General features: G+C 68.0%; 24 protein-coding genes. 7 read left to right on the top strand and 17 right to left on the bottom strand.

From position 1 onward, the window contains the following. Positions 1-36 precede the first annotated feature (36 nt). Positions 37-450, bottom strand: a complete 414-nt coding sequence (locus E1J61_RS08215; RefSeq protein WP_133093598.1) for a rhodanese-like domain-containing protein — start codon at positions 448-450, stop codon at positions 37-39. 191 nt (positions 451-641) lie between these two features. Between E1J61_RS08215 and gpmA the strand changes: the two genes are divergently transcribed. The 3 genes from gpmA to E1J61_RS08200 all read left to right on the top strand — a co-directional run bounded on the left by gpmA (position 642) and on the right by E1J61_RS08200 (position 4063). Beyond that, positions 642-1388 carry a 2,3-diphosphoglycerate-dependent phosphoglycerate mutase gene (gene gpmA / locus E1J61_RS08210; RefSeq protein WP_133093597.1) on the top strand — a complete coding sequence of 249 codons (747 nt, stop codon included), beginning with the start codon at positions 642-644 and terminating at the stop codon, positions 1386-1388. A 202-nt stretch (positions 1389-1590) separates the two neighbouring features. After that, positions 1591-3180 carry a S41 family peptidase gene (locus E1J61_RS08205; RefSeq protein WP_133093596.1) on the top strand — a complete coding sequence of 530 codons (1590 nt, stop codon included), beginning with the start codon at positions 1591-1593 and terminating at the stop codon, positions 3178-3180. A 118-nt stretch (positions 3181-3298) separates the two neighbouring features. Then, positions 3299-4063: a molybdopterin-synthase adenylyltransferase MoeB gene (locus tag E1J61_RS08200; RefSeq protein ID WP_133093595.1), complete on the top strand. Its 765-nt coding sequence runs from the start codon at positions 3299-3301 to the stop codon at positions 4061-4063. Between the two features lie 21 nt (positions 4064-4084). Here the strand turns inward: E1J61_RS08200 and mnmH are convergent, their stop codons facing one another. The 12 genes from mnmH to E1J61_RS08140 form a co-directional block, all read right to left on the bottom strand. Next, positions 4085-5188 (bottom strand): tRNA 2-selenouridine(34) synthase MnmH, encoded by a 1104-nt coding sequence (gene mnmH / locus E1J61_RS08195; protein WP_133093594.1) that lies wholly within the window; start codon positions 5186-5188, stop codon positions 4085-4087. 11 nt (positions 5189-5199) lie between these two features. After that, positions 5200-6246 (bottom strand): selenide, water dikinase SelD, encoded by a 1047-nt coding sequence (selD, locus tag E1J61_RS08190; protein ID WP_133093593.1) that lies wholly within the window; start codon positions 6244-6246, stop codon positions 5200-5202. A 197-nt stretch (positions 6247-6443) separates the two neighbouring features. Continuing rightward, complete coding sequence (bfr, locus tag E1J61_RS08185; RefSeq protein WP_133093592.1) at positions 6444-6923, bottom strand: bacterioferritin; 480 nt, start codon at positions 6921-6923, stop codon at positions 6444-6446. Between the two features lie 127 nt (positions 6924-7050). Then, positions 7051-7356 carry a bacterioferritin-associated ferredoxin gene (locus E1J61_RS08180; protein WP_165971445.1) on the bottom strand — a complete coding sequence of 102 codons (306 nt, stop codon included), beginning with the start codon at positions 7354-7356 and terminating at the stop codon, positions 7051-7053. A gap of 225 nt (positions 7357-7581) precedes the next feature. After that, positions 7582-9372 carry a phosphoenolpyruvate--protein phosphotransferase gene (ptsP, locus tag E1J61_RS08175; protein ID WP_133093590.1) on the bottom strand — a complete coding sequence of 597 codons (1791 nt, stop codon included), beginning with the start codon at positions 9370-9372 and terminating at the stop codon, positions 7582-7584. Positions 9373-9430: 58 nt separating this feature from the next. Further along, a complete protein-coding gene (locus tag E1J61_RS08170) occupies positions 9431-9700 on the bottom strand; it encodes an HPr family phosphocarrier protein (protein WP_029046719.1) in 270 nt (89 codons plus the stop codon). Beyond that, positions 9669-10124: a PTS sugar transporter subunit IIA gene (locus tag E1J61_RS08165; RefSeq protein ID WP_133093589.1), complete on the bottom strand. Its 456-nt coding sequence runs from the start codon at positions 10122-10124 to the stop codon at positions 9669-9671. The genes E1J61_RS08170 and E1J61_RS08165 overlap by 32 nt, the downstream gene beginning before the upstream one ends. A gap of 77 nt (positions 10125-10201) precedes the next feature. Further along, entirely contained in the window at positions 10202-11155 is a 954-nt protein-coding gene (gene gshB / locus E1J61_RS08160; protein WP_133093588.1) for a glutathione synthase, read from the bottom strand. A gap of 23 nt (positions 11156-11178) precedes the next feature. Continuing rightward, the gene (gene gshA, locus E1J61_RS08155) at positions 11179-12474 is read right to left on the bottom strand and encodes a glutamate--cysteine ligase (protein ID WP_133093587.1); all 1296 of its coding nucleotides are present in this window, start codon (positions 12472-12474) and stop codon (positions 11179-11181) included. A 528-nt stretch (positions 12475-13002) separates the two neighbouring features. After that, positions 13003-14565 (bottom strand): ammonium transporter, encoded by a 1563-nt coding sequence (locus E1J61_RS08150; protein WP_133093586.1) that lies wholly within the window; start codon positions 14563-14565, stop codon positions 13003-13005. Between the two features lie 32 nt (positions 14566-14597). Continuing rightward, positions 14598-14936: a P-II family nitrogen regulator gene (locus tag E1J61_RS08145; RefSeq protein ID WP_010814843.1), complete on the bottom strand. Its 339-nt coding sequence runs from the start codon at positions 14934-14936 to the stop codon at positions 14598-14600. 52 nt (positions 14937-14988) lie between these two features. After that, positions 14989-15783, bottom strand: coding sequence for a TorF family putative porin (locus E1J61_RS08140; protein ID WP_133093585.1), 795 nt, complete (start codon positions 15781-15783; stop codon positions 14989-14991). 382 nt (positions 15784-16165) lie between these two features. Here E1J61_RS08140 and E1J61_RS08135 point away from each other — a divergent pair, with 382 nt between their 5' ends. Next, positions 16166-16444: an accessory factor UbiK family protein gene (locus E1J61_RS08135; RefSeq protein WP_133093584.1), complete on the top strand. Its 279-nt coding sequence runs from the start codon at positions 16166-16168 to the stop codon at positions 16442-16444. Between the two features lie 95 nt (positions 16445-16539). Continuing rightward, entirely contained in the window at positions 16540-18081 is a 1542-nt protein-coding gene (locus E1J61_RS08130; RefSeq protein WP_133093583.1) for a YifB family Mg chelatase-like AAA ATPase, read from the top strand. 82 nt (positions 18082-18163) lie between these two features. Here E1J61_RS08130 and zwf read toward each other — a convergent pair whose 3' ends face one another. The 4 genes from zwf to E1J61_RS08110 form a co-directional block, all read right to left on the bottom strand. Further along, complete coding sequence (zwf, locus tag E1J61_RS08125) at positions 18164-19660, bottom strand: glucose-6-phosphate dehydrogenase (protein ID WP_133093582.1); 1497 nt, start codon at positions 19658-19660, stop codon at positions 18164-18166. Between the two features lie 279 nt (positions 19661-19939). After that, positions 19940-20119, bottom strand: coding sequence for a hypothetical protein (locus E1J61_RS08120; RefSeq protein WP_133093581.1), 180 nt, complete (start codon positions 20117-20119; stop codon positions 19940-19942). 72 nt (positions 20120-20191) lie between these two features. Then, the gene (locus E1J61_RS08115) at positions 20192-20833 is read right to left on the bottom strand and encodes a LysE family transporter (protein ID WP_063236625.1); all 642 of its coding nucleotides are present in this window, start codon (positions 20831-20833) and stop codon (positions 20192-20194) included. A gap of 96 nt (positions 20834-20929) precedes the next feature. Beyond that, positions 20930-21541 carry a hypothetical protein gene (locus E1J61_RS08110; protein ID WP_133093580.1) on the bottom strand — a complete coding sequence of 204 codons (612 nt, stop codon included), beginning with the start codon at positions 21539-21541 and terminating at the stop codon, positions 20930-20932. A 238-nt stretch (positions 21542-21779) separates the two neighbouring features. Between E1J61_RS08110 and E1J61_RS08105 the strand changes: the two genes are divergently transcribed. Further along, entirely contained in the window at positions 21780-22235 is a 456-nt protein-coding gene (locus tag E1J61_RS08105; protein WP_207951200.1) for a thioredoxin family protein, read from the top strand. Positions 22236-22355: 120 nt separating this feature from the next. Continuing rightward, positions 22356-22889 carry a TlpA disulfide reductase family protein gene (locus E1J61_RS08100; protein WP_133093579.1) on the top strand — a complete coding sequence of 178 codons (534 nt, stop codon included), beginning with the start codon at positions 22356-22358 and terminating at the stop codon, positions 22887-22889. The last annotated feature ends 71 nt before the right edge of the window (positions 22890-22960 follow it).

The raw sequence follows: 22960 nt of genomic DNA, 5'->3' as shown, positions 1-22960 counted from the left end.
AATTGCCTGCGGGATCCGGGGCTTGCTTAGCCGGGCTTACTTGACCAGCGGCAGACCTGCCTGCTGCCAGGCGGCGATGCCGCCCTCGAGCGCATAGATCTCACTGTAACCGGCTTCCTTCAGCGCTGCCTGGGCCTTGCCCGAGCGCTGGCCATTCTGGCATACCACGATGATGGGGGCCGTCTTGTCCTTTGCAAGACCCGCCGCGCGCGACGCCAGGTCGGCCAGCGGGGCGCTCTTGGCCTGCGGCAGGTGGCCCTTGGCATACTCGGCGGGCTCGCGGATGTCGACCACGACGGCGCCACGCTTGTTGATCAGCTGCGTGGCGGCGGCCGTATTGACGGACTTGGCGCCGGTGCTGCGCGAGATCGCAGGCCAGGCCAGCAGGCCGCCGGAGACCACGGCCAGGGCGATCAGGGCGAGGTTGTTGTAGTCGGCAAAGAAATTCACGTTGGCTTTCCGGTAGGTTGGGTCGGCGGCATTATAAAATACGCGGTTTGGCGTCCGGGCCCCTGCCGCAGCGGGCCACCCGTCATTGTCGCCTGTCCGAGACATGGGACACCCATGGAGCACTTCGGCGCACTTCGGACCAGGTGACGGCGCGGACGCACGCAGGTTACCTACTCTCTGGAAGCAGCAGCATGTACAAGCTCGTCCTTATCCGCCACGGCGAATCCACCTGGAACCTTGAAAACCGCTTCACCGGCTGGGTCGACGTCGACCTGACCGAAACCGGCGCCGCCCAGGCCCGCCAGTCCGGCAAGCTGCTCAAGGAAGCCGGCTTCGACTTCGACATCGCTTACACCTCGGTGCTCAAGCGCGCCATCCGCACCCTGTGGCACGTGCAGGACGAAATGGACCTGATGTGGATCCCGGTGCGCAACGAATGGCGCCTGAACGAACGCCACTACGGCGCGCTCGCCGGGCTGAACAAGGCCGAGACCGCCGCCAAGTTCGGCGACGAGCAGGTGCTGGTGTGGCGCCGCAGCTATGACACGCCGCCCCCGGCGCTGGAGCCGGCCGATCCGCGTGCCTCGTTCGACGATCCGCGCTACGCCAATGTGCCGCGCAACGAGATCCCGCTGACCGAGTGCCTGAAGGACACGGTTGCCCGCGTGATGCCGCTGTGGAACGAATCGATCGCTCCCGACATCAAATCCGGCAAGCGTGTGGTCATTGCCGCGCACGGCAACAGCATCCGCGCGCTGGTGAAGTACCTGGACCAGATTTCGGATGACGATATCGTTGGACTCAACATCCCCAACGGCACCCCGCTCGTGTACGAGCTGGACGCCGACCTGCGCCCGATCCGCCACTACTACCTGGGCGACCAGGAAGCCATCGCCGCCTCGCTGGCGGCCGTGGCCAACCAGGGCAAGGCGCGCTGACGCCCGTCCGGGCAGCCGTGCCGGCGCTGGTGCGCCGATGTGCGGCCGCCCACCCTGAACCGGGACGTGGCAGGCCCGTTTCCCCGCACGCCCTTATACTGTCGGACACAGGCGCCCCGCTAACCCGGTCTCTCCCGGCGCCGGGCGCCCGCAGCCGGCATAATCCCCATACGTACAATCCGTACACGTTCAGGCAGCCCTCATGCGCAAGACGCTCAAGAACATCAGTCTAGTTTCTGTCGGCCTCGTCGCCGGCGTGCTCGCCACGCTGCAGATCTCGGCGACCGCACAGAACTCATCGGGCCCCCTGCCGCTGGACCAGTTGCGGCTGATGGCCGATATCTTCGGGCAGATCAAGCGCGAATACGTCGAGCCGGTCGATGACAAGAAGCTGCTGACCGAGGCCATCAAGGGCATGGTCGCCAGCCTCGACCCGCATTCGTCCTACCTGGACGAGAAGGATTTCAAGGAACTGCAGGAAGGCACCCGCGGCCGCTTTGCCGGCCTCGGCATCGAGATCTCGCAGGAAGAAGGCCTGGTCAAGGTGATTAACCCGATCGAGGACACGCCCGCGTTCCGCGCCGGCATCCAGCCGGGCGACCTGATCACCCGCATCGACGACAAGCCGGTGCGCGGCCTGCCGCTGGAGCAGGCGGTCAAGCGCATGCGCGGCGAGCCGGGCACCAAGGTCACGCTGACCATCTACCGCAAGAGCGAGGAACGTACCTTCCCGGTCTCGATCACGCGCGCCGAGATCCGCGTGCAGTCGGTCAAGGCCAAGATGCTCGACAACAATATCGGCTGGGTGCGCCTGACCAGTTTCCAGGAACGTACCGTTGCCGACCTGTCGCGCAAGCTGGCCGAACTGGCGCAGAAGAACCCCAACATGAAGGGCCTGGTGCTGGACCTGCGCAACAACGGCGGCGGCGTGCTGCAGGGCGCGGTCGGCGTGGCCGCGGCCTTCCTGCCGGAAGACTCCACCGTGGTCTCGACCAACGGCCAGGTGCCCGATGCCAAGCGTACCTACAAGGCGTCGTACAACAACTACCGCCTGTCGTCGCTGGAAGACGATCCGCTCAAGAGCCTGCCCGCGCTGTACAAGAAGATCCCGATGGTGGTGCTGACCAACGCCTACTCGGCCTCGGCTTCCGAGATCGTCGCGGGCGCGCTGCAGGATCACCACCGCGCCCAGATCATGGGCAAGACCACCTTCGGCAAGGGCTCGGTGCAGACCGTGCGGCCGCTGACCAACGACACCGGCATCAAGCTGACCATCGCGTACTACTACACGCCGAGCGGCAAGTCGATCCAGGCCAAGGGCATCCGCCCGGATATCCCGGTCGACCAGAACCCCGAGGGCGATCCGGACGACGCGCTGATCACGCGCGAGATCGACACCGAACGCCACCTGCACAACAAGCAGGAATCGGAAGAGCCGGAAATGACCGAGCGCGAGCAGCGCCGCGTCGAGGAACTGCGCCGCCTGGAAGAAGAGAACGCGAAGAAGTCGCCGGAAGAGCGCGAGAAGGAACGCCGCAAGAAGCCGGTTGAATTCGGCTCCGCCGACGACTTCATGCTGCAGCAGGCGATCGCGCAGCTCAACGGCCAGCCGGTCAAGCGTTCCAAGTCAAAGCTGGAAACTAACCCGCCGGCTGACAACGGCAAGGCGGCGAAGCCGAAGGGCGGCGCCAAGCCGGCCGCCAAACCCGCTGCTCCGGCCCCGGGCAAGCAGCCACCGGCGAGCGCGCCGATCGGCGAGCCGCTGGGGACGCCGACCGGCAAGGCGCCCTAAGGGGGGTTCCTCCCCTCTCCCGCTGAGGGGAGAGGGAGAACACCTTGCTTAGGCTAGCTCGGGCGGCTTGGGAGCACCCAACACCGCGCTCCTCTTCTGCCTTGTTCCGGATTTCATCATGAGCGACGACGGCCTCAACGACGAACAGCTGCTGCGCTACTCCCGGCACATCCTGCTGGACGAACTCGGCATCGAAGGCCAGCGGCGCCTGCTGGCCGGCCACGCGCTGGTGATCGGCGCCGGCGGCCTGGGCGCCGCCGCGCTGCCCTTCCTGGCCTCGGCCGGCGTGGGCCGCATCACCATCGTCGACAACGACGAGGTCGACCTGACCAACCTGCAGCGCCAGATCATCCATACCACCGCCAACGTGGGCCGGCCCAAGGTCGACTCGGCGCGCGAAGGCATGCTGCGCATCAACCCGGGCCTGGACATTGTCACGGTGCCGGCGCGCGTGGGCGATGCGGAGCTGGAACAGCTGGTCGCCTCGGCCAGCGTGGTGCTGGACTGCTGCGACAACTTTGCCACGCGCCAGGCGGTCAACCGCGCCTGCGTGCACCACAACGTGCCGCTGGTGTCGGGAGCGGCGCTGCGCTTCGACGGCCAGATCAGCGTGTTCGACCGGCGCCAGCCCGAAGCGCCCTGCTACGCCTGCCTGTTCCCGCCGGCAGAGCCCGCGCCCGAAGTGGCCTGCGCCACCATGGGCGTGTTCGCGCCGCTGGTCGGCATGGTCGGCACGGTGCAGGCGGCCGAGGCACTCAAGCTGCTGGCCGGCGTGGGCGAGAGCCTGGCGGGACGGCTGCTGATGGTCAACGCGCTGACGATGGAATGGACCACAATGCGGCTGGCGCGCACGCCGGATTGCCCGGTGTGCGGCGGGCACTGATCGCGCGAATGGGGCTGCCGCTCAGTCCTGCGGCGCCGCGTGCGCGAGCAGCCAGTCGGTGACCGCGGCGCGGTCGCCGCGGAACACGATGCGCGGCTCGCGCTGCGCGCGCTGGTAGGCATACATGGGATCGTAGTAGTCGCGCAGCAGGATCTCGATCCAGCCGCGGTGCAGCGCCACGTCGCCTGACCCGGCCTGCCGCGCCAGCGCCTGCTCCAGCAACGCCGACAACTTGCCGTAGCGCTCACCCCCGAGCCGCGGCGCGATCGCCGCCATGGCTTCGCGCAGACGGGCGGAATAGGCGTCGAAACCCATGTCGTCGCCATGCCCGGCGACGAATTCCGCAGCCAGGTCCTGCACGTAGTCGCGCAGCACGCGCTCCACGCGTTCCTCGAAAGACGCCTCCAGCCACACCAGCGGACTGGCCTGCATGCGCTGCGCCAGCGCCTGCGGCACATCGCGGCTGCCGATAAAGCGGCCCTCGTCTTCCACCACCAGCGCGCGGAAGCGGGCCTCGATACGGCGCAGCACATCGATCGCCAGCGCGTTCTCGAAGTCCACCTGCGGCGGCTGCGCCTGCGCGCGCCGGCCAAAGGCCGAGCCGCGGTGCCGCGCATGGCCCTCGAGATCGAGCGCGGCCGGCACGTCGGCCAGCACGTCGGTCTTGCCGCTGCCGGTCATGCCGCCCAGCACCAGCCACTGCTGCGCGGCCGCCGCCTCGTCGAGGGTCGCGATCAGGAAGGCGCGCATCGCCTTGTAGCCGCCCGTCACGCGCGGGTAGTTGATGCCCGCGTCATGCAGCCATTGCTGCACCAGCTGCGAGCGCAGCCCGCCGCGGAAGCAATACAGGTAGCCGTCCGGATGCGCACGGGCAAAGTCCGACCAGCCGGCGATGCGCGCCGACTTGAGTTCGCCCGACACCAGCTGGTGCCCGAGCTCGATCGCGGCCTCCTGCCCTTTCTGCGCGTAGCACAGGCCGACGGCGTGCCGCTCGGCATCATCCATCAGCGGCAGGTTGACCGCGCCCGGAAAGGCGCCGCGCGCGAACTCCAGCGGCGCCCGCACGTCCAGCATCGGCACGCCGCTGAGAAACAGGCTGCGGAAGTCCGCGGTATCAGCACGCATGTCAGCCGGCCTCACACGACCTCGACGGCCAGCGCCGCACGCGCCACCATTTCGCCGATCGGCGTCAGCGACAGGCCGAGGCGCTGGCATTCGGCCGCGAACTCCGCTTCGCCGGCCAGCTCGACCGCCACCAGCAGCCCGCCACTGGTCTGCGGATCGCACAGCACCGCGCGCTGCGCCTCCGTCAGCGGCGTGATGCGGTGGCCGTAGCTGTCGAAATTGCGCTGCGTGCCGCCCGGCACGCAGCCCTGGCCGATGTAGTCAACCACGTCGTCGAGCACCGGCACCGCTGCGTAGTCCAGCCGCGCGGTCAGGCCGCTGCCGTCGGCCATCTCGACCAGGTGGCCGAGCAACCCGAAGCCGGTCACGTCGGTCATCGCGCGCACGCCAGGGAGGCGCCCGAAGGCGCTGCCGGGACGGTTCAGCACGCACATCCAGTCGCGCGCGAGATTGCGGTTGTCGGCCCGCAGCAGGCCCTTTTTCTCGGCCGTGGTCAGCACGCCGATGCCCAGCGGCTTGGTCAGGTACAGGCGGCAGCCAGGCGTGGCGGTGTCGTTGCGCTTCATGTGGGCGCGCTCCACGATGCCGGTAACGGCCAGCCCGAAGATCGGCTCCGGCGCATCGATCGAATGCCCGCCGGCAAGGGGAATGCCGGCGTCGTCGCAGGCGCGGCGCCCACCCGCCACCACCTCGCGCGCTACCTCGGGCGGCAGCACGTTGACCGGCCAGCCGAGGATGGCGATGGCCATCAGCGGGTCGCCGCCCATTGCATAGATATCGCTGATCGCATTGGTGGCGGCGATGCGCCCGAAGTCGAACGGGTCGTCGACGATGGGCATGAAAAAGTCCGTCGTCGACACGACGCCCCTGCCGCTATCCGTGCCATCGAGCGCATACACCGCTGCATCGTCGCGCGAGGCGTTGCCGACCCACAGCCGCGGATCGAGATGCTGCGCGCCGCTGCCGGCGAGGATCACATCGAGCACTTTCGGGGAGATCTTGCAGCCGCAGCCAGCGCCGTGGCTGTACTGGGTCAGGCGGATGGGACCGGTGGTCATGGTGGGCTCCGTCGCAGCGCGCCGGCCGGGGAGGAGCCACTACCCGGCCAGGCACGCCTGGATGAAGAAAGGAATTGGAATGAGAAGGGTTACTGCCTACAGCCGAACAACGTGGCAGCGCCGGGTGGCGCCGCGCGGTGGGGCTGGCCGCCCTTGCAGCATACTGCAGCGGCGACCCGGCCTGTGGGACGGACGGCTTACTGCTCGCCCGGCTCCATCTGCGACTGCAGGTAGTTCTGCAGGCCGACCTTGTCGATCAGGTCCAGCTGCGTTTCCAGGTATTCGATGTGTTCCTCGGTGTCGGTGAGGATATCGACCAGGATTTCGCGGCTGACGTAGTCGCCGACCGATTCGCAGTAGGCGATGCCTTCCTTGACGGTCTGGTGCGCGGTATGCTCCAGCTTCAGGTCGCACTTGAGCATTTCGGGCGTGTCTTCGCCCAGCAGCAGCTTGTGCAGGTCCTGCAGGTTGGGCAGGCCGTCCAGCATCAGGATGCGTTCGATCAGGCGGTCGGCATGCTTCATTTCGCCGATCGACTCCTTGTACTCGACGTCACCGAGCTTTTTCAGGCCCCAGTGGCGATACATGCGAGCGTGGAGGAAATACTGGTTGATCGCGGTCAGCTCGTTCTTGAGCTGGGCGTTCAGATGCTGGATGACCTTCTTGTCACCTTTCATTGGCGGCTCCTGTTGCATCGGGCCCGCGCAAAAACACGAAGCGGCGCCATTGGCGCCGCGTGCAGTCGGTGAGAATAGAAATGCGCAAAACGCGCCGTGAACTGACTTTCAGTTCACATGGGCGCGTTCAGGCAACCAGCGCCTTGCGCCGGTCGTTCGCGACTGCCGGGTCCCGAGTGTCCATTATGGTACATGGGCCCGACACGGAACAGGAAGAAATCTCCACAACCTGGATGCTGGCGAGAGAGGCCTTGGTGACGTTGCGCACCGCTGCAACGCCTTCCTGCAACACTTGCTGCGCGCAGTCGCGGCAGCGTCCGCAGCACGTGCCGACGCCAAGCGTCTCGGCCAGTTCGTCGAGGGTCTCGACGCCCAGGTGAGCGGCACCGTGGATCTCACGATCGGTGATCTGGTTGCAGATGCAGACGTACACAAGTCCCTCCGTTGGGGCGCGTGGCACCGGCATGCCACTGCGAATGAACGTCAGAATATCAGAGATCGAAAATGATAACAATTCCCATTAGCGACGTGGGAACGTCTCTTCACATAGGGTGGTAAAACAGCCTAAGGCGCGATAAGAAGGCGGCGAAAGCGGCACTCATTAACAGGCTCAAGTGTCTTTCCTGCCGCCTCGGAGGCTCGGAAAACCCTGACGTTGTCAGGGTCTGGCGATCTGGCTCAGCGCGGCCGCGAGGTCCTCGGGGTCATAGGCATTGAGCACCTGGTCGACCAGCGGCTCCAGGTGCTCGCAATTGGCGTGCAGGATCTCCTGCTTGACCCGCAGCAGCTGCGCCGGGTGCATCGAGAACTCGCGCAGGCCCATGCCCAGCAGCAGCCGCGTCATGGAAGGATCGCCCGCCATTTCGCCGCACACTGCCACCGGTACGCCGGCGCGGTTGGCCTCGCGGATGGTGCGCGCCACCAGCTGCAGCACGGCCGGGTGCAGCGGATCGAACAGGTGCGCCACGGCATTGTCGGCGCGGTCGATCGCCAGCGTGTACTGGATCAGGTCGTTGGTGCCGATGGACAGGAAATCCATCTTGCGCAGGAACAGTGGCAGCAGCAGCACCGCCGCCGGGATCTCGATCATGGCGCCGACCTTCATGCCGGGGTCGTACGGCTCGCCGCGCTCGTCCAGCTGACGCTTGGCCTTGGCGATCAGCGCCAGGGTCTGGTCGATCTCGCTGGCGTGCGCCAGCATCGGCACCAGCAGCCGCACCGGACCGAAGGCCGAAGCGCGCAGCAGCGCCCGCAGCTGGGTCAGGAACATGGTCGGCTCCGACAGCGACCAGCGGATCGCGCGCAGCCCCAGCGCCGGGTTCAGCGCCGTCTCGAAGTCATCGCCCCGCCCGTCGCCGCGGCCATCGCGTCCGTCGCGGCCGTCTAGCGGCTTGTCCGCGCCGATATCGATGGTGCGGATGGTCACCGGCAGCCCGTGCATGGCATCCACCGCGGCGCGGTAGGCCTGGAACTGCTCGTCCTCGTCCGGCAGATCGCCACGCCGGTTCATGAACAGGAACTCGGACCGGAACAGGCCGACGCCCACCGCACCCGCGGACAGCGCCGCGCCGGCGTCCTCGGCCATCTCGATATTGGCCAGCAGCTCGATCTCGAGCCCGTCCAGCGTCACCGCCGGGGTATGGCGCAGCCGCTGCAGGCGCTTCTTCTCCAGCGCGCGCTCGCTCTGCCGGTGGCGGTATTCCTCCAGGATGATGGCGGTCGGGTCGACGATCACCAGCCCGGCATCGCCGTCGATGATGATCCAGTCGTCCTGCCGGATCAGCTCGCTCGCGCTCTGCACCCCAACCGCGGCCGGGATATCCAGGCTGCGCGCGACGATGGCGGTGTGCGAGGTGCGCCCGCCCAGGTCGGTGACAAAGCCGTGGAACACGGTGTGGCGGAACTGCAGCATGTCGGCCGGGGCGATGTCATGGGCCACCACGATCACGCCCGGCGCCGGCTCGCCGTCCGCCGCCAGCGCCGGCACCGGCGCGGGCACCAGCACGGGGGCGCCGGCCAGCGCCTTCAGGATGCGCTCGACCACCTGCTGGATATCCGCCTTGCGCTCGCGCAGGTATTCGTCCTCGATCTCGTCGAACTGGCGCATCAGTTCTTCGAGCCGCGTGGTGAGTGCCCACTCGGCGTTGTAGCGGCGGCCCCGGATCAGCGCCTCGGGCTCGCGCGCGAGCGCCTCGTCGTCGAGGATCATCGCGTGCACATCGAGGAAGGCGCCCATCTCCTCGGGAGCGTCGCGCGGCAGGTCGCGCTTGAGCGCCGCCAGTTCCGCGCGCACCGCCGCGCGCGCGGCGCGCAGCCGTTCGACTTCGGCATCGAGCTGGTCTTCATCGACCAGGTAGTGCGACACGTCCAGCGCCGCGGGCGCGAGCAGGTGCGCGCGCCCGATGGCGACGCCGCGCGAGACCGGGATGCCGTGCAGGGCGAAAGGCATGTACCGCTCCGTCAGGAACGTTTAAGAATTCGAAGTTGCGGGACCGGGGCCGCCGGCCTCACTCTCCCTCACCAAACCGGTTGGCGATCAGCGCCAGCAACGCGTCCATCGCTTCCTGCTCGTCGGGTCCGTCGGTCTCGAGGGTCACGGTGGAGCCGATGCCGGCCGCCAGCATCATCACGCCCATGATGCTCTTGGCATCGACCTGGCGCCCGTTGCGGGACATCTTGACCTGGCTGACGAAGCTGCCTGCGAGCTGGGTCAGCTTGGCGGACGCGCGTGCATGCAGTCCGAGCTTATTGATGATGGTGGTGTCCCTCTGCAGCATATTTGTCGGGATGGTTGGCGGTTTGGTTCTGTACGGTGGTGGTGCCGACCTGCAGCACGCCCTGCGAGCCGCCCGCCAGCGCCTTGTTGGCAAGCTGGTCGAGCTTTTCGTTGCGGTAGCAGATGGCGCGCACGAGCATGGGCAGGTTGACGCCGGCCAGCACGCGCACGCGGCCCTGCTCGGCCAGGCGCGCGGCGATATTGGCCGGGGTCGCGCCGAAGATATCGGTCAGGACCAGGGCGCCGTTGTCTTCGCAGACGGCAGCCAGGCGGCGCCTGGCCTCGGCCAGCACCGCGGCGGGGTCCGCGTCGGGAAGGACGTCGATGGCTTCCAGCCCTTGCGGCTGGCCGCAGTAGACGTGGGCGGCGCAATCGCGCAGGGCCGAAGCCAGCGGGGTGTGCGCGATGATCAGGATGCCTGCCATGATGGTGAATCCGTTGGATTGCCCAGATTGTAGCAGGCGGCCCCCCGCGTTCCCGCTGCCAGCCGGGATGGTTCCGGTCAGCTGCCGGCCGCGCCCACGGCGTGTTCCAGCGCGTCGATGAACATCGCCGCGACGTGGAACCCGGTCTGCTGGGTGATTTCCTGGAAGCAGGTCGGACTCGTCACATTGACTTCCGTCAGATAGTCGCCGATCACGTCCAGGCCCACCAGCAGCAGGCCCTGCTCCCACAGCCCCGGCGCCAGCGACTCGGCGATCTCGCGGTCGCGCTGGCTCAGCTCCTGGGCGCGGCCGCTGCCGCCGGCGGCCAGGTTGCCGCGCACTTCGCCGGCCATCGGCACGCGCGCCAGCGAATACGGCACCGGCACGCCGCCGATCAGCAGGATGCGCTTGTCGCCGTCCTTGATCGCCGGGATATAGCGCTGCACCATCAGGGTGCGGGCGCCGTCCTGGCCCAGCGTCTCGACGATGGCGGCCAGGTTCATGCCGTCAGAGCCCACCCGGAACACGCCCATGCCGCCCATGCCGTCGAGCGGCTTGACGATGATGTCGCGGTGCTCGGCATGGAAGTCGCGGATGCGCGCCAGGTCGCGCGTGACCAGCGTCGGCGTGATGAATTCCGGATGCTGGGCGATCGCCAGCTTCTCGGAATGGTCGCGGATCGCACGCGGCTTGTTGAACACGCGCGCGCCCTGCTGCTCGGCCAGCTCCAGCAGCCAGGTGCTGGTGACGTATTCCATGTCGAACGGCGGATCCTTGCGCATCAGCACCGCGTCGAAGGCCGACAGCGGTTCCAGCGCGCTGTTGCCTTTGCGGTACCAGGCCTTGTCGTCATCCGTCAGGTGCAGGCGCGTCGCCAGCGTCTCGACGGTGCTGCCAGACAGGCACAGCTGCGGCTGCAGGCACCAGTACAGCTCGTGGCCGCGCGCGGCGGCCTCGGTCATCATGGCGTAGGTGGAGTCCTTGTAGGTCTTGAAGGTCTCCAGCGGATCGGTGATGAAGAGGATGCGCATCAGTCAGGACTCGTCAGGGCTCGTCACAGGATCGGGTTCGGGTCAGTCTTTTCGAGTTCGATCGACGCCGCCAGCAGCGCCAGCCGCGCCACCACGCCGTACATATAGAAGCGGTTCGGCACCGCAGCGCCCGGCTTGGCATGGCTGTCGGGGATGCCGTTGGGGGCAAACGCCAGCGGCACGAAATGCATGCCCGGGGCGTTCAGGTTTTCATCGTTGCCGCGGCCCGTGTGCACGCGGTAGAAGCCGCCGACCACGTAGCGGTCGATCATGTAGACCACCGGTTCGGCCACCGCCTCGTTGACCTTCTCGAAGGTGTGCACGCCTTCCTGGATGATGACGTCGCTGACCTCGAGGCCTTCCTTGACGACGCTCATCTTGTTGCGCTCTTTCCGGTTCAGGCCCTTGACCTCGGACGGATCGCGCACAGTCATGATGCCCATGCCGTAAGTGCCGGCGTCGGCCTTGACCACCACGTACGGCGTTTCCTTGATGCCGTATTCGCGGTACTTCTTGGCGACCTTCTTCAGCACGCCCTCGACCGCGTCGGCCAGCTCCTCCTCGCCCACGCGCTCGTGGAAATTCACGCCGGTACAGCGGGCAAAGTACGGGTTGACCATCCACTGGTCGATGTCGATCAGCTTGGCGAACTTCTTGGCCACCTCGTCATAGGCGGCAAAGTGGCTGGTCTTGCGGCGGGTCGACCAGCCGGCATGCAGCGGCGGCAGCAGGTACTGCTCGTTGATGTTTTCCAGGATGGGCGGGATCCCGGCCGACAGGTCATTGTTCAGCAGGATCGAACACGGATCGAAGTCCTTCAGCCCCAGCCGGCGGCCCTTGGTGCCCAGGCGCGCCAGCGGCTCGACCACCAGGGTCTGGCCGTCGGGCAGCTCGATCGGGGTCGGCTCGGTGATTTCCTCGGACAGCGAGCCCAGGCGCACATTCAGCCCCGCCTGGCGCATGATCAGCGACAGCCGCGCCACGTTCTGCAGGTAGAACATGTTGCGCGTGTGACGTTCCGGAATCAGCAGCAGGTTCTTGGCATCGGGGCAGATCTTCTCGATCGCCGCCATCGCCGCCTGCACGGCCAGCGGCAGCATTTCCGGGGCCAGGTTGTTGAAGCCGCCCGGAAACAGGTTGGTGTCGACCGGCGCGAGCTTGAAGCCGGCGTTGCGCAGGTCCACCGAACAATAGAATGGAGGCGTATGTTCCTGCCATTCCAGCCTGAACCAGCGCTCGATCGACGGGGTGGCGTCCAGGATCTTCTTCTCGAGTTCGAGCAGAGGACCGTTCAGCGCGGTGATGAGATGCGGGACCATATCCATCCTATAGATCGTCTTTATCGTTCGCCCCGATTGTAGAGGAACGGCCAAACAGGCGCTGGCACACTCCTGATAAGGATATGCAGGCCATGGCATGAGGGATAACGATATGGGGACGCCGCGCGGGATATAAAGGGCGCTGGCGAAGCGGACAAAAAAAAGCGCGGCATCGCCGCGCCTTTAAATGGCCTGACAGATACGGGGAGCGTTCTGCAGGTGGAGGAAACTGCCTCACTGGCAATGTATGTGCCCCGCACATTAAAGACAATTGAAGCTTTTTAAGATCGGAGTTAAGCACTTTGCGAAAAGCCCACGGGCGTGCCGGGGAGATCGGCCGCCAGCCCGCACCAGCATTGGACTGGCGGCTTTTGCGAGTTTTCTCCGGCCAGCCGCCGGCGAGCCGGTGTGGCGTTGTGTGCGGTGCTAATGCCTGCTTGATAAGACAAGAAAAAAGCCCGGCACGCGGCCGGGCAAAGCTCCTGAGAGACGATTCCCAATCAGCTCTCCAGCACAACACCTTGGCGATCAGCCTTCATACGCGGTCTCGCCGTGCGAGGTGATATCCAGGCCCTCGCGCTCTTCATCTTCCGGCACCCGCAGGCCGATCAGCATGTCCACCAGCTTGTAGGCCACGAAGGAAACGATGCCCGACCACACCACCGTGGTCAGCACGCCCTCGAACTGGACCCACAGCTGGCCGGCGATCGAATAGTCTTCCGCCACCTTGTTGGCCACGTAGTCGTAGATGCCGGTGCCGCCCAGGCTAGGCGCGGCGAACACGCCGGTCAGCAGCGCGCCCACGATGCCGCCCACGCCGTGCACGCCGAACACGTCCAGCGAGTCATCCATGCCCAGCATGCGCTTCAGGCCGGTCACGCCCCACAGGCACAGCAGGCCAGCCACCAGGCCCATCACGATCGAGCCCATCGGGCCGACGAAGCCGGCTGCCGGGGTGATCGCCACCAGGCCGGCCACCGCGCCCGAGGCACCGCCCAGCATCGACGGCTTGCCCTTGCCGATCCACTCGCCGAAGGTCCACGCCAGCACTGCGGCGCAGGTCGCCAGCAGGGTGTTGACGAAGGCCAGCGCGGCACCGGCGCTCGCTTCCAGGCCCGAGCCGGCGTTGAAGCCGAACCAGCCGAACCACAGCAGCGAGGCACCGACCATGGTGAAGGTCAGGCTGTGCGGACGGATCGCCTCGCGGCCGAAGCCGATGCGCTTGCCGAACAGGTACGCGCCCACCAGGCCCGCCACGGCGGCATTGATGTGCACCACGGTGCCGCCCGCGTAGTCGAGCGCGCCCTTCTGGAACAGCCAGCCCGACTTGGCAGTCGCGGCAGCGCCGGCGGCAGCGTCGGTGTAGGCGTCAGGGCCCGGCCAGAACCAGACCATGTGCGCCATCGGGATGTAGGCGAAGGTGAACCACAGCACCACGAACACCAGCACGGCCGAGAACTTGGCGCGCTCGGCGAAGGCGCCGATGATCAGGCCGCAGGTGATGCAGGCGAAGGCGCACTGGAAGGCGAAGAAGCCCAGTTCCGGGATCACCACGCCCTTGCTGAAGGTGGCCGCCATGGCTTCCACCGTGAGGCCCTTCATGAAGAGCCGGTCGGTGCCGCCGAAGAAGGCGTTGCCCTCGGTGAAGGCGAAGCTGTAGCCGTAGATCGCCCACAGCAGCGCCACCAGCGAGAAGATCACCAGGCACTGCATCAGCACCGACAGCATGTTCTTGGAACGCACCAGGCCGCCGTAGAACAACGCCAGGCCCGGTAGCGTCATCAGGATGACGAAGGCGGTGGCCACCAGCAGCCAGGCCACGTCGCCCTTGTTGGGCTGCGGCGCCGCCGGTGCGGCGGCAGCGGCTTCCGCGGGGGCGGCGGCCGGTGCAGCTGCGGCTGGGGCGGCCGCAGGTGCTGCAGGTGCCGCGGCGGCGGCAGCGGCGGGGGCAGCGGAGGCAGCCGGGGCCGAAGCCTCCGCCGCCGCCGGCTTGTCCTGTGCGGCGGCGGGCGCGGACATGCCCACGCCCGCCGTGCCGATGGCCAGCGCCATTGCGCCGGCCGTCAGGAATCGCTTGATCCAGGTTTTCATGTGATTAGCCTCTGTCTCTATGCTGTCTTGGGTCACAGGGCATCGCCGCCGGTCTCGCCGGTGCGGATGCGGATGACCTGCTCGATCGGTGCCACGAAGATCTTGCCGTCGCCGATCTTGCCGGTGCGGGCCGACTTCTCGACCGCCTCGATGGCGCGCTCGACCACGTCGTCGGGCACCGCCACCTCGATCTTCACCTTGGGCAGGAAGTCGACGATGTACTCGGCGCCGCGGTACAGCTCGGTATGGCCCTTCTGGCGGCCGAAGCCCTTCACTTCCGTGACGGTGATGCCGGACACGCCCACGTCCGACAGCGCTTCGCGCACTTCGTCGAGCTTGAACGGCTTGATGACTGCGATGATGAGTTTCATCCGGATTCTCCTCGAGGCAGGCCAGCGCGGCCCGCCCGGCCTGCAACAGTGATTAGAAAGTCTTGGTGATCGAGGCCCAGGCCGCGGCCTTGCCGAGGTAGCGGCCGCGGTTGGCGCTGGTATAGGCCACTTCCTTGGCGTTCGTATCGACGTAGGCCACGGCCAGTGCAAAACCCTTGCCAAGGTCCTTGGTCAGGCCGATCTTCCAGTCGGTGTAGGAGGCGTCGCTGTTGTGCTTGACGCCCTGGTAGCCGACGTGCGCGTTCAGCGTCAGGTCCCAGAAGTTCAGCGGCACGTTGGCGGTCAGGTCGACGTAGTAGCTGTTCTTGCTGTCGGCCCAGCCGAACAGGTTGGTGACCGAGTGCGAGTACTTCAGGAACACCGGGCCCCAGCCGATGCCGGCATACAGCTCGGTGGTGTACGGGCGCGGGTTGTTGTAGCCGCCCGGGTAGTAGTACTCGAGCACGCCCAGGTCGTAATTCAGTTCCACGCCCGACACCTTGAAGGTGTTCTTGAAGCCGCCGTAGAAGTCCATCTCGACCGGCGCCGACACGGCCGGGTTGGCGTCCTCGAGCCAGCTGATGCTCGAGTTCCAGTTGCCTACATAGAAGCCGCTCTCATGCGCATAGTCGAAGCCGCCCTGGATGGCCGGACGCAGGTTGGTCTGGCTGATGCCGCGATAGCGGTAGTCAGAGACCAGCGAAACGTTGGCCGTAAAGGTATGCGGCGATGCCGGCTCGGCAGCGGCGGCGGCGGGTGCCGCTGCCGCGTCGGTGCTCTGGGCATACGCTGTGGCGGCGGCGCCGGACAGGACGACCGCGCTGACTGCAAGGGCCAACTTCTTCATGAATTTCTTCTCCTTTTCCCGGGATGGCTCGGATTTCGTTTGTTGGATTTTGGTGAGGCAGGCGCGATCACTACTGCAACTGCCGTGCCAGCCGCTGCGAAATCGGTGAACCGAAACCCTCATCCTGGCCGCGCCGGTGACCCAAGCCGCGCTTCAATCTGCCTTGCATCAAAGCCCGATGCCGTGAAAAGGTGTGAAGGCAGGCACGCCGGAGCTTTCCCCCACGTGCCGCACCGGCGATAATTGAGACCTGACGGTGGCAGCGTGCGCCCGCACCAGGGAATTCCGCCCGCATTCAGGGCGCCCAAAACCAGTGCGAAAGCGCGCGATACGCCAGATGCCTACCGGGATTGGCACCAGTTAGGTGCGCAAAGGAGAAATCATGAAACCGACCGATCTCTTCAACGACCTGCAGAACAAGGTCAGCGAGGCGCTGCGCAATTCGCCGGCAAGGGACATCGAGAAGAATGTGCGCAGCATGATGACGCAGGGCTTCGCCCGGCTCGACCTGGTCACCCGCGAGGAGTTCGACGTGCAATCGCAGGTGCTGGCCCGTACCCGCGCCCGGCTGGAAGAGCTGGAAGCCCGCGTGGCCGAACTCGAGCGCCGCGCCGGCATCCCGCCCGGCGCCGGTGCGGTGGACTCCACCGGAGGCGCGTGAGACCGCCAGTCCGCGCTGACCACACCAGCCTGCCTGAAGGCCGCCAATCCTGGCGGCCTTTTTCGTTAACGATTCGATGACATGGAGGGCCTGACATGAGTCTTGCCGTCCTGCGCAGCCGCGCGCTGACCGGCATCGCCGCGCCCCCGGTGCGCGTGGAAACGCACCTGGCCAACGGCCTGCCAGTGTTCACCATCGTCGGCCTGGCCGACACCGGCGTGCGCGAGAGCCGCGAGCGCGTGCGCGCCGCCATCCTCAACAGCGGCTACGAATTTCCCAACCGGCGCATCACCGTCAACCTGGCCCCGGCCGACCTGCCCAAGGAATCGGGGCGCTTCGACCTGGCCATCGCGCTGGGCATCCTCGCCGCCAGTGGCCAGATCCCGTCCGAGGCGCTCGACGCCCACGAATTCGCCGCCGAGCTGTCGTTGTCGGGCGAGCTGCGGCCGGTGCGCGGCGCGCTGGCCATGGCGATGTGCCTGGCGCAGGACAACGCCGCATGCCACGCGGCCGGCGCCGCCCCACGCGCTTTCCTGGTGGCCCGCGACAATGGCCCCGAAGCGGCATTGATCGAAGACCTGGCCGTCCACGCCGCCGCCACGCTGCGCGAGGTATGCGAGCACCTCGGTGGCCAGCCGGACGCGCGCCTGCCGCGCGCCGCCCCCGCCGCGCTGCCGAAGTCGAGCGCCAGCGGACCCGACATGCGCGACGTGCGCGGCCAGGCGCAGGCGCGCCGGGCCATGGAAGTCGCCGCCGCGGGACAGCATTCGGCCTTGCTGGTGGGCCCGCCAGGCACCGGCAAGTCGATGCTGGCGCAACGGCTGCCGGGCCTGCTGCCGCCGATGTCGCTGCGGGAGGCGCTGGAATCCGCGGCGGTCATGAGCCTGACGCCGGGCGGCTTCCGCACCGAACTGTGGGGCCGGCGCCCCTGCCGCGCGCCGCACCACACCGCGTCGGGCCCGGCCATGGTCGGCGGCGGCGGCAACCCGCGGCCGGGCGAGATCTCGCTGGCGCACCACGGGGTCCTGTTCCTGGATGAATTGCCCGAATTCGACCGCCGGGTGCTCGAAGTCCTGCGCGAGCCGCTGGAGTCCGGTCGCATCACCATCGCGCGCGCCAATGGGCACGCCGACTTCCCCGCGTGCTTCCAGTTCGTGGCGGCGATGAACCCGTGCCCGTGCGGCTACCTCGGGCATCCCGACCGGCCATGCCGCTGCACCCCCGACCAGGTGCGCCGCTACCAGTCGCGCATTTCCGGGCCGATGCTCGACCGGATCGACCTGCAGATCGAAGTGCCCGCCCAGGACCAGGGCGAGATGCTCGACGGCCCGCCGGGCGAGCCCAGCGCCGCGGTGCGCGAGCGCGTGCTGGCGGCGCGGGCGCTGCAGCTGTCGCGGCAAGGCAAGCCCAACAGCGAACTGGGCGGCCGCGAGATCGAGCAGCACTGCGTGCTGGAGCCGCAGGCACAGGCGCTGCTGCGCGGCGCGATGACGCGGCTGGCGTGGTCGGCGCGCTCGTACTTCCGCGTGCTGAAGGTGGCGCGCACGGTTGCCGACCTCGATCGCGCCGAGGTGCTGACCGCCAGCCACGTGGGCGAGGCGATCCAGTACCGGCGGGCGCTGCGGATGGCCGGCTAGCGCCAGCCGCGGCGAAGCGGCGGGGACAGCCTCGATCCGGACGACCGGCGCGCCGGTCCGCAGTTGGCGGTGGCGGCGGCGGTCAGGCTTCCTCCGACCACTGCACGCCCTCGCGCGCCATGAACGCCGAAGACGCCGCCGGCCCCCAGGTGCCGGCGGTGTAGGGCCGCGGGCCTTCGTCCTGGTGCCGCCAGGCTTCCAGGATCGGATCGACCCAGGTCCACGCGGCCTGCAGCTCGTCGCGCCGCACGAACAGCGCCAGCCGGCCCCGGATCACGTCGAGCAACAGCCGCTCGTAGGCTTCGGCGCGGCGCGTGGTGAAGGCCGAGTCCAGGTTCAGCGCCAGGCTCAGCGGCTTGAGCTTCATGCCTTCGCCCGGCTGCTTGACCATCAGCATCAGCCGCACCGACTCTTCCGGCTGCAGCCGGATCACCATGCGGTTGGCGCGCAGCGTGCTGCCGGGATCGAAGATCGAGTGCGGCACCCCCGCAAACTGGATCACCACCTCGGTCACCCGTTCCTGCATGCGCTTGCCGGTGCGCAGGTAGAACGGCACCTTGTTCCAGCGCCAGGTACCCAGCTCCGCGCGCATCGCGACGAAGGTCTCGGTGCGGCTGTCCGCCGGGATGCCGTCTTCCTGCAGGTAGCCGGGCACCAGCTCGCCGCCGATGGCGCCCGCGGTGTACTGGCCGCGCACCGTGTTGCGGCGCACGTCCTCGGGCGACATCGGGCGCAATGAGCGCAACACCTTGAGCTTCTCGTCGCGCACGGCGTCCGAGTTCAGCGATGCGGGCGGCTCCATGGCCAGGATGCTGACCAGTTGCAGCAGGTGGTTCTGGATCATGTCGCGCATGGCGCCGGCCTCGTCGTAGAAGCCGCCGCGCGAGCCCACGCCGACCGTCTCGGCCACGGTGATCTGCACGCTGCACACGAACGGCGTGCGCCACAGCGGCTCGAAAATCGAATTGCCGAAGCGCAGCGCCATCAGGTTCTGCACCGTCTCCTTGCCGAGGTAGTGGTCGATCCGGTAGGTGCGGTCTTCGCTGAAGTAGCGCGTCACTACCTCGCTGATGGCAATGGCCGAGGCGAGGTCGACCCCCAGCGGCTTCTCCAGCACCAGCCGGGTGTCGTCGGCAATCAGGCCGTGCCCGGCCAGGTTGTCGCAGGTCTGGGCGAACAGGCCCGGCGGCATCGCCATGTAGTAGATGCGCAGCGCTTCGCTGCGCAGCGCCTTCCCCAGCGTCTCGTAGTGGCCGGGCTGCGAGGCATCGACCCGGACGAAGTCGAGCCGCTGCAGGAACGCGCGCCACTTGTCGGGATCGAGGTAGCGCGCATCGACGAAGGGCTGCGCGCGCTCGTCGGCAAAACGCGCGAAGGCCGCGGCATCCCATTCATGGCGGCCCACGCCGATGATGCGCGTGCCCTCGGGCAGGTTGCCGTCGCGATGGCACATGTACAGCGAGGGCAGCAGCTTGCGGGCCGACAGGTCGCCGGTGCCGCCGAAGATCACAAGATCCACCGGCCGTGGATCGGGCGTGCCGAAGGAAGAAGCTGAAAACGCGGAACGGGCGGTAGGCATGGCGGGCTCCTTGCTTGCCGGGAACACCGGCGCGATGTGGGTCGGGCAGCGCGAGCCCGGCCGGCACGCGCGGCAAGCCGCATGAACCATGCCAGTGAGCACGCTGGCCCCCACCCCGGCGCAGGCACAGGCACAGGCGCGGGTCACAGCGCGCCCGGCGCGATGCTTGGACCGCCATACTTTGCGCCCCCAGCGTGACAGGCGAACCATGCCGGGCGCCGCGCCGCAGCGACGAAAGGGAGGAAGGCCTAAAGCGGCCCCGGCGGGCCGCGGCGATCCCTACGCGCGTTTTCCGATTGGCGTCGCCACCGGCGGCTCGACCGGCGGCGGCACCGGATCTTCTTCCGGCGGCAATGGCAAGTCGGGAGGCACGCCCGGCGGCGACGGTTCTTCCACCGGAGGCACGGTGTGGCGCGGCAGCATGCGCGCGCCGGCGCGGGGAATCGGCGAGGCTGGCATTTGGGGCTCTCCGTGGCCGGGGGGGTTCCCCTCATTGAAGCAAACCCCGAGGGTTGGCGCCAGTGCCGGCGCTCAGGCGTGCTGCCGGCGCACGAAGAACAGCGCCGCGCCAACCGCCATCAGCACGCTGCCGAAGAAGCGGTTCTGCCAGCGCACCGCGCGCGCGTTGCGGAACAGGCCCTGCATGCGCGACGCCAGCAGCGCGTAGCCGTGCATCACCACCAGGTCGACGCAGCACATGGTCAGCGCCAGGATGGCCAACTGCGGCGCCAGCGGGTGGTTCGGGTCGATAAACTGCGGTAGCACCGCGACCATGAAGATGATGCCCTTGGGATTGGTCACGTTGGTCAGCAGCCCGGTGGCGAAGCGCCGGCGTGGGCTCATCACGGCCACGCGGGCGGGACCCTCGCTGGCGCCTTCGCTGCTTTGCACCTTCGCGCGCCACTGCTGCAAGCCCAGGTAAATCAGATACAGCGCGCCCACGGTCTTCACCACCATGAAGGCCTGCTCCGAGGCCAGCAGCAGCGCGCCCAGCCCGCCGCCGGCCACCAGCAGCACGATTACCAACCCCGTCTGCAGGCCGAAGATCGTGGTGGTGGTCTTGCGCAGGCCATACGACAGGCCGTGGCTCATCGACAGCACCGCCCCCGATCCCGGCGACACCGCAATCACCCAGCACGCCGCGAAATAAGCCAGCCACACTTCCCAACGCATTTCGATTCTCCTAGACGACAACTGCCCGACAACTGCCGCCGCCGCACTGACGCGGCCCGGCGCAAACCCTGTATTCCTGCGGCGTCCTGCGGGACCTCAGAACGGGTGGAAGCCGCCGAGGAACTGCTCCACCTGCTCGGCCTGGCGCTGGTCGCGCGCGGCGTCGCCGGACTCCAGCACCACCGCCTGGTAGGCGCGCGCGCCCACCGCCACCAGCCGCGCGGTCAGCCGCCGCGGCGACTGGTCCTGCGGCGACACGCCGCTGGCCTGCACTTCCACGCCGGCCAGCGGCCGCCCCGGCTTGTCGGCGGTCGTGATCGTGACCGGGCGCGTGCGCGCCGGCTCGCCCGACGCCGTGCCCAGGTTGGCCAGCAGGCCCGCCTGCATCGCCGCCAGCGCCTCGCGCCGCAGCGCTTCGTCGTCGGCAGGCAGCGTGACCACGCCCACGGCGAACAGCGTGTCGTCGACGCGCGCCGCCTCCATCGTCATCGGCAGCTTGCGGCCGGCGATGGTGACGTCGCGCGCGGCGCTGCTGGGCTTGCCGGGGTAGAGCGCGGCATAGGCGCCCTCGCCGGACTGGATCGTGCGCCAGTCATAGCGGGGCGAACAGGCGCAGAGGGCCAGCGCCGCGCATACGGCGGCGCGGCGCAGCATGGGACTGCGGGCCAGGGCGGCCAGGCTCGACGACTGGGGCGAAAGAGGACGCATGGGGAAGCGTGTGGCGGACAGCGCGCGCAGGCCATGGAGCGGCTCTGGCGGCCGCCGTCGCCTGCGGGCGGAAACCGGTATTATCGCGGAAGTGGCGCCCCGGTGCATGGTGCGCCGCCTGACAGTCTTTCCCGACCGCATGCCTGTTCCCGCCCTGCCCCGCCTCGCCGTACCAGCCCGGACCGCGCTGCTCCGACTAGCGCAACTGGCGCAACTGGCGCGACTGGCCGCCTGCACGCTGCTGGCAACGGCCGCCGGCGCGGCGCTGGCCGCGGGCACGGCGCTGGCCGCGGGCACGGCGCACCTGCCTGCCGCCACCGACCTGGCCGCGCATGGCGCCGAGGCCGCGCAACGTGGCGAGCCGCTGGTGCTGCTGGTGTCGATGCCAGGATGCGGCTATTGCGACGCGGTGCGCCGCAACTACCTCGGCCCGCAGGCCGCCGCCGGCGAGATCGCGGTGCGCGAGCTCGACCTGACCGCCGCCACGCCGCTGCGCGATGCCGACGGCAGCATGACCACCGCGCGCGACTGGGCGCGGGCGCACCAGGTGCGGGTGGCGCCGACGGTGCTGTTCCTCGATCGCCAGGGCCGCGCCGCCGCCAGTCCGCTGCGCGGCATGCAGCCCGATTTCTACGGCGCCTACCTGGAGCAGGCGCTGGACCAGGCACGCGCCGCCATCGCCACACGGCGCTGAACCGCGCGGTGGCGCCGGCATTGCGACAGATTGACGCAAGCAGACCGCGCGCAACACCGCGGCGCCCGCGGCATTAGAATGTGTCGTTGCCCGAAGAGAATTCGCCTTCCTCCGCCTCCCATGACCACTTCCACTTCCGCCAAGTCCTCCCGCAAGCCCTGGCCCATCGTCGCCGCCGTCGTCGTACTGGCGCTGCTGGGCTGGTTCGGCTACCGCGCGCTGGCACCCTCCAACGCCGCGCCGGCCGCCACGTTCACGCTGCTGTCGGGCGAGAAGGTCAGCACCGCCGACCTGAAGGGCAAGGTCTACCTGGTCAATTTCTGGGCCACCAGCTGCGCCACCTGCGTCAAGGAAATGCCCGACATGGTCAAGACCTACGAGCAGTTCAAGGGCAAGGGGCTGGAGTTCGTCGCCGTGGCGATGAACTATGACCCGCCGATGTACGTGATGAACTACGCCAAGACGCGCGGGCTGCCGTTCAAGGTCGCGATGGATTCGGACGGGTCCGCCGCCAGGGCCTTCGGCAATGTGCAGCTGACGCCGACCACCTTCGTGGTCGACAAGGACGGGCGCATCCTCAAGCGTTATGTCGGCGAGCCCGAGTGGGATGCGCTGCACAAGCTGCTGGACGGCGCGCTGGCAAAGTCTGCGTAACGCTGTCACCCGCCGCCGCCCGCAACATTCAGGAAAAGGTGCTCATCGAGCACCTTTTTTATTGGTTCGTG

It is taken from the genome of Cupriavidus sp. L7L, from assembly GCF_004353535.1.
GTDB lineage: Bacteria > Pseudomonadota > Gammaproteobacteria > Burkholderiales > Burkholderiaceae > Cupriavidus > Cupriavidus oxalaticus_A.
This window is presented reverse-complemented; position numbering and strand designations above follow the sequence as displayed.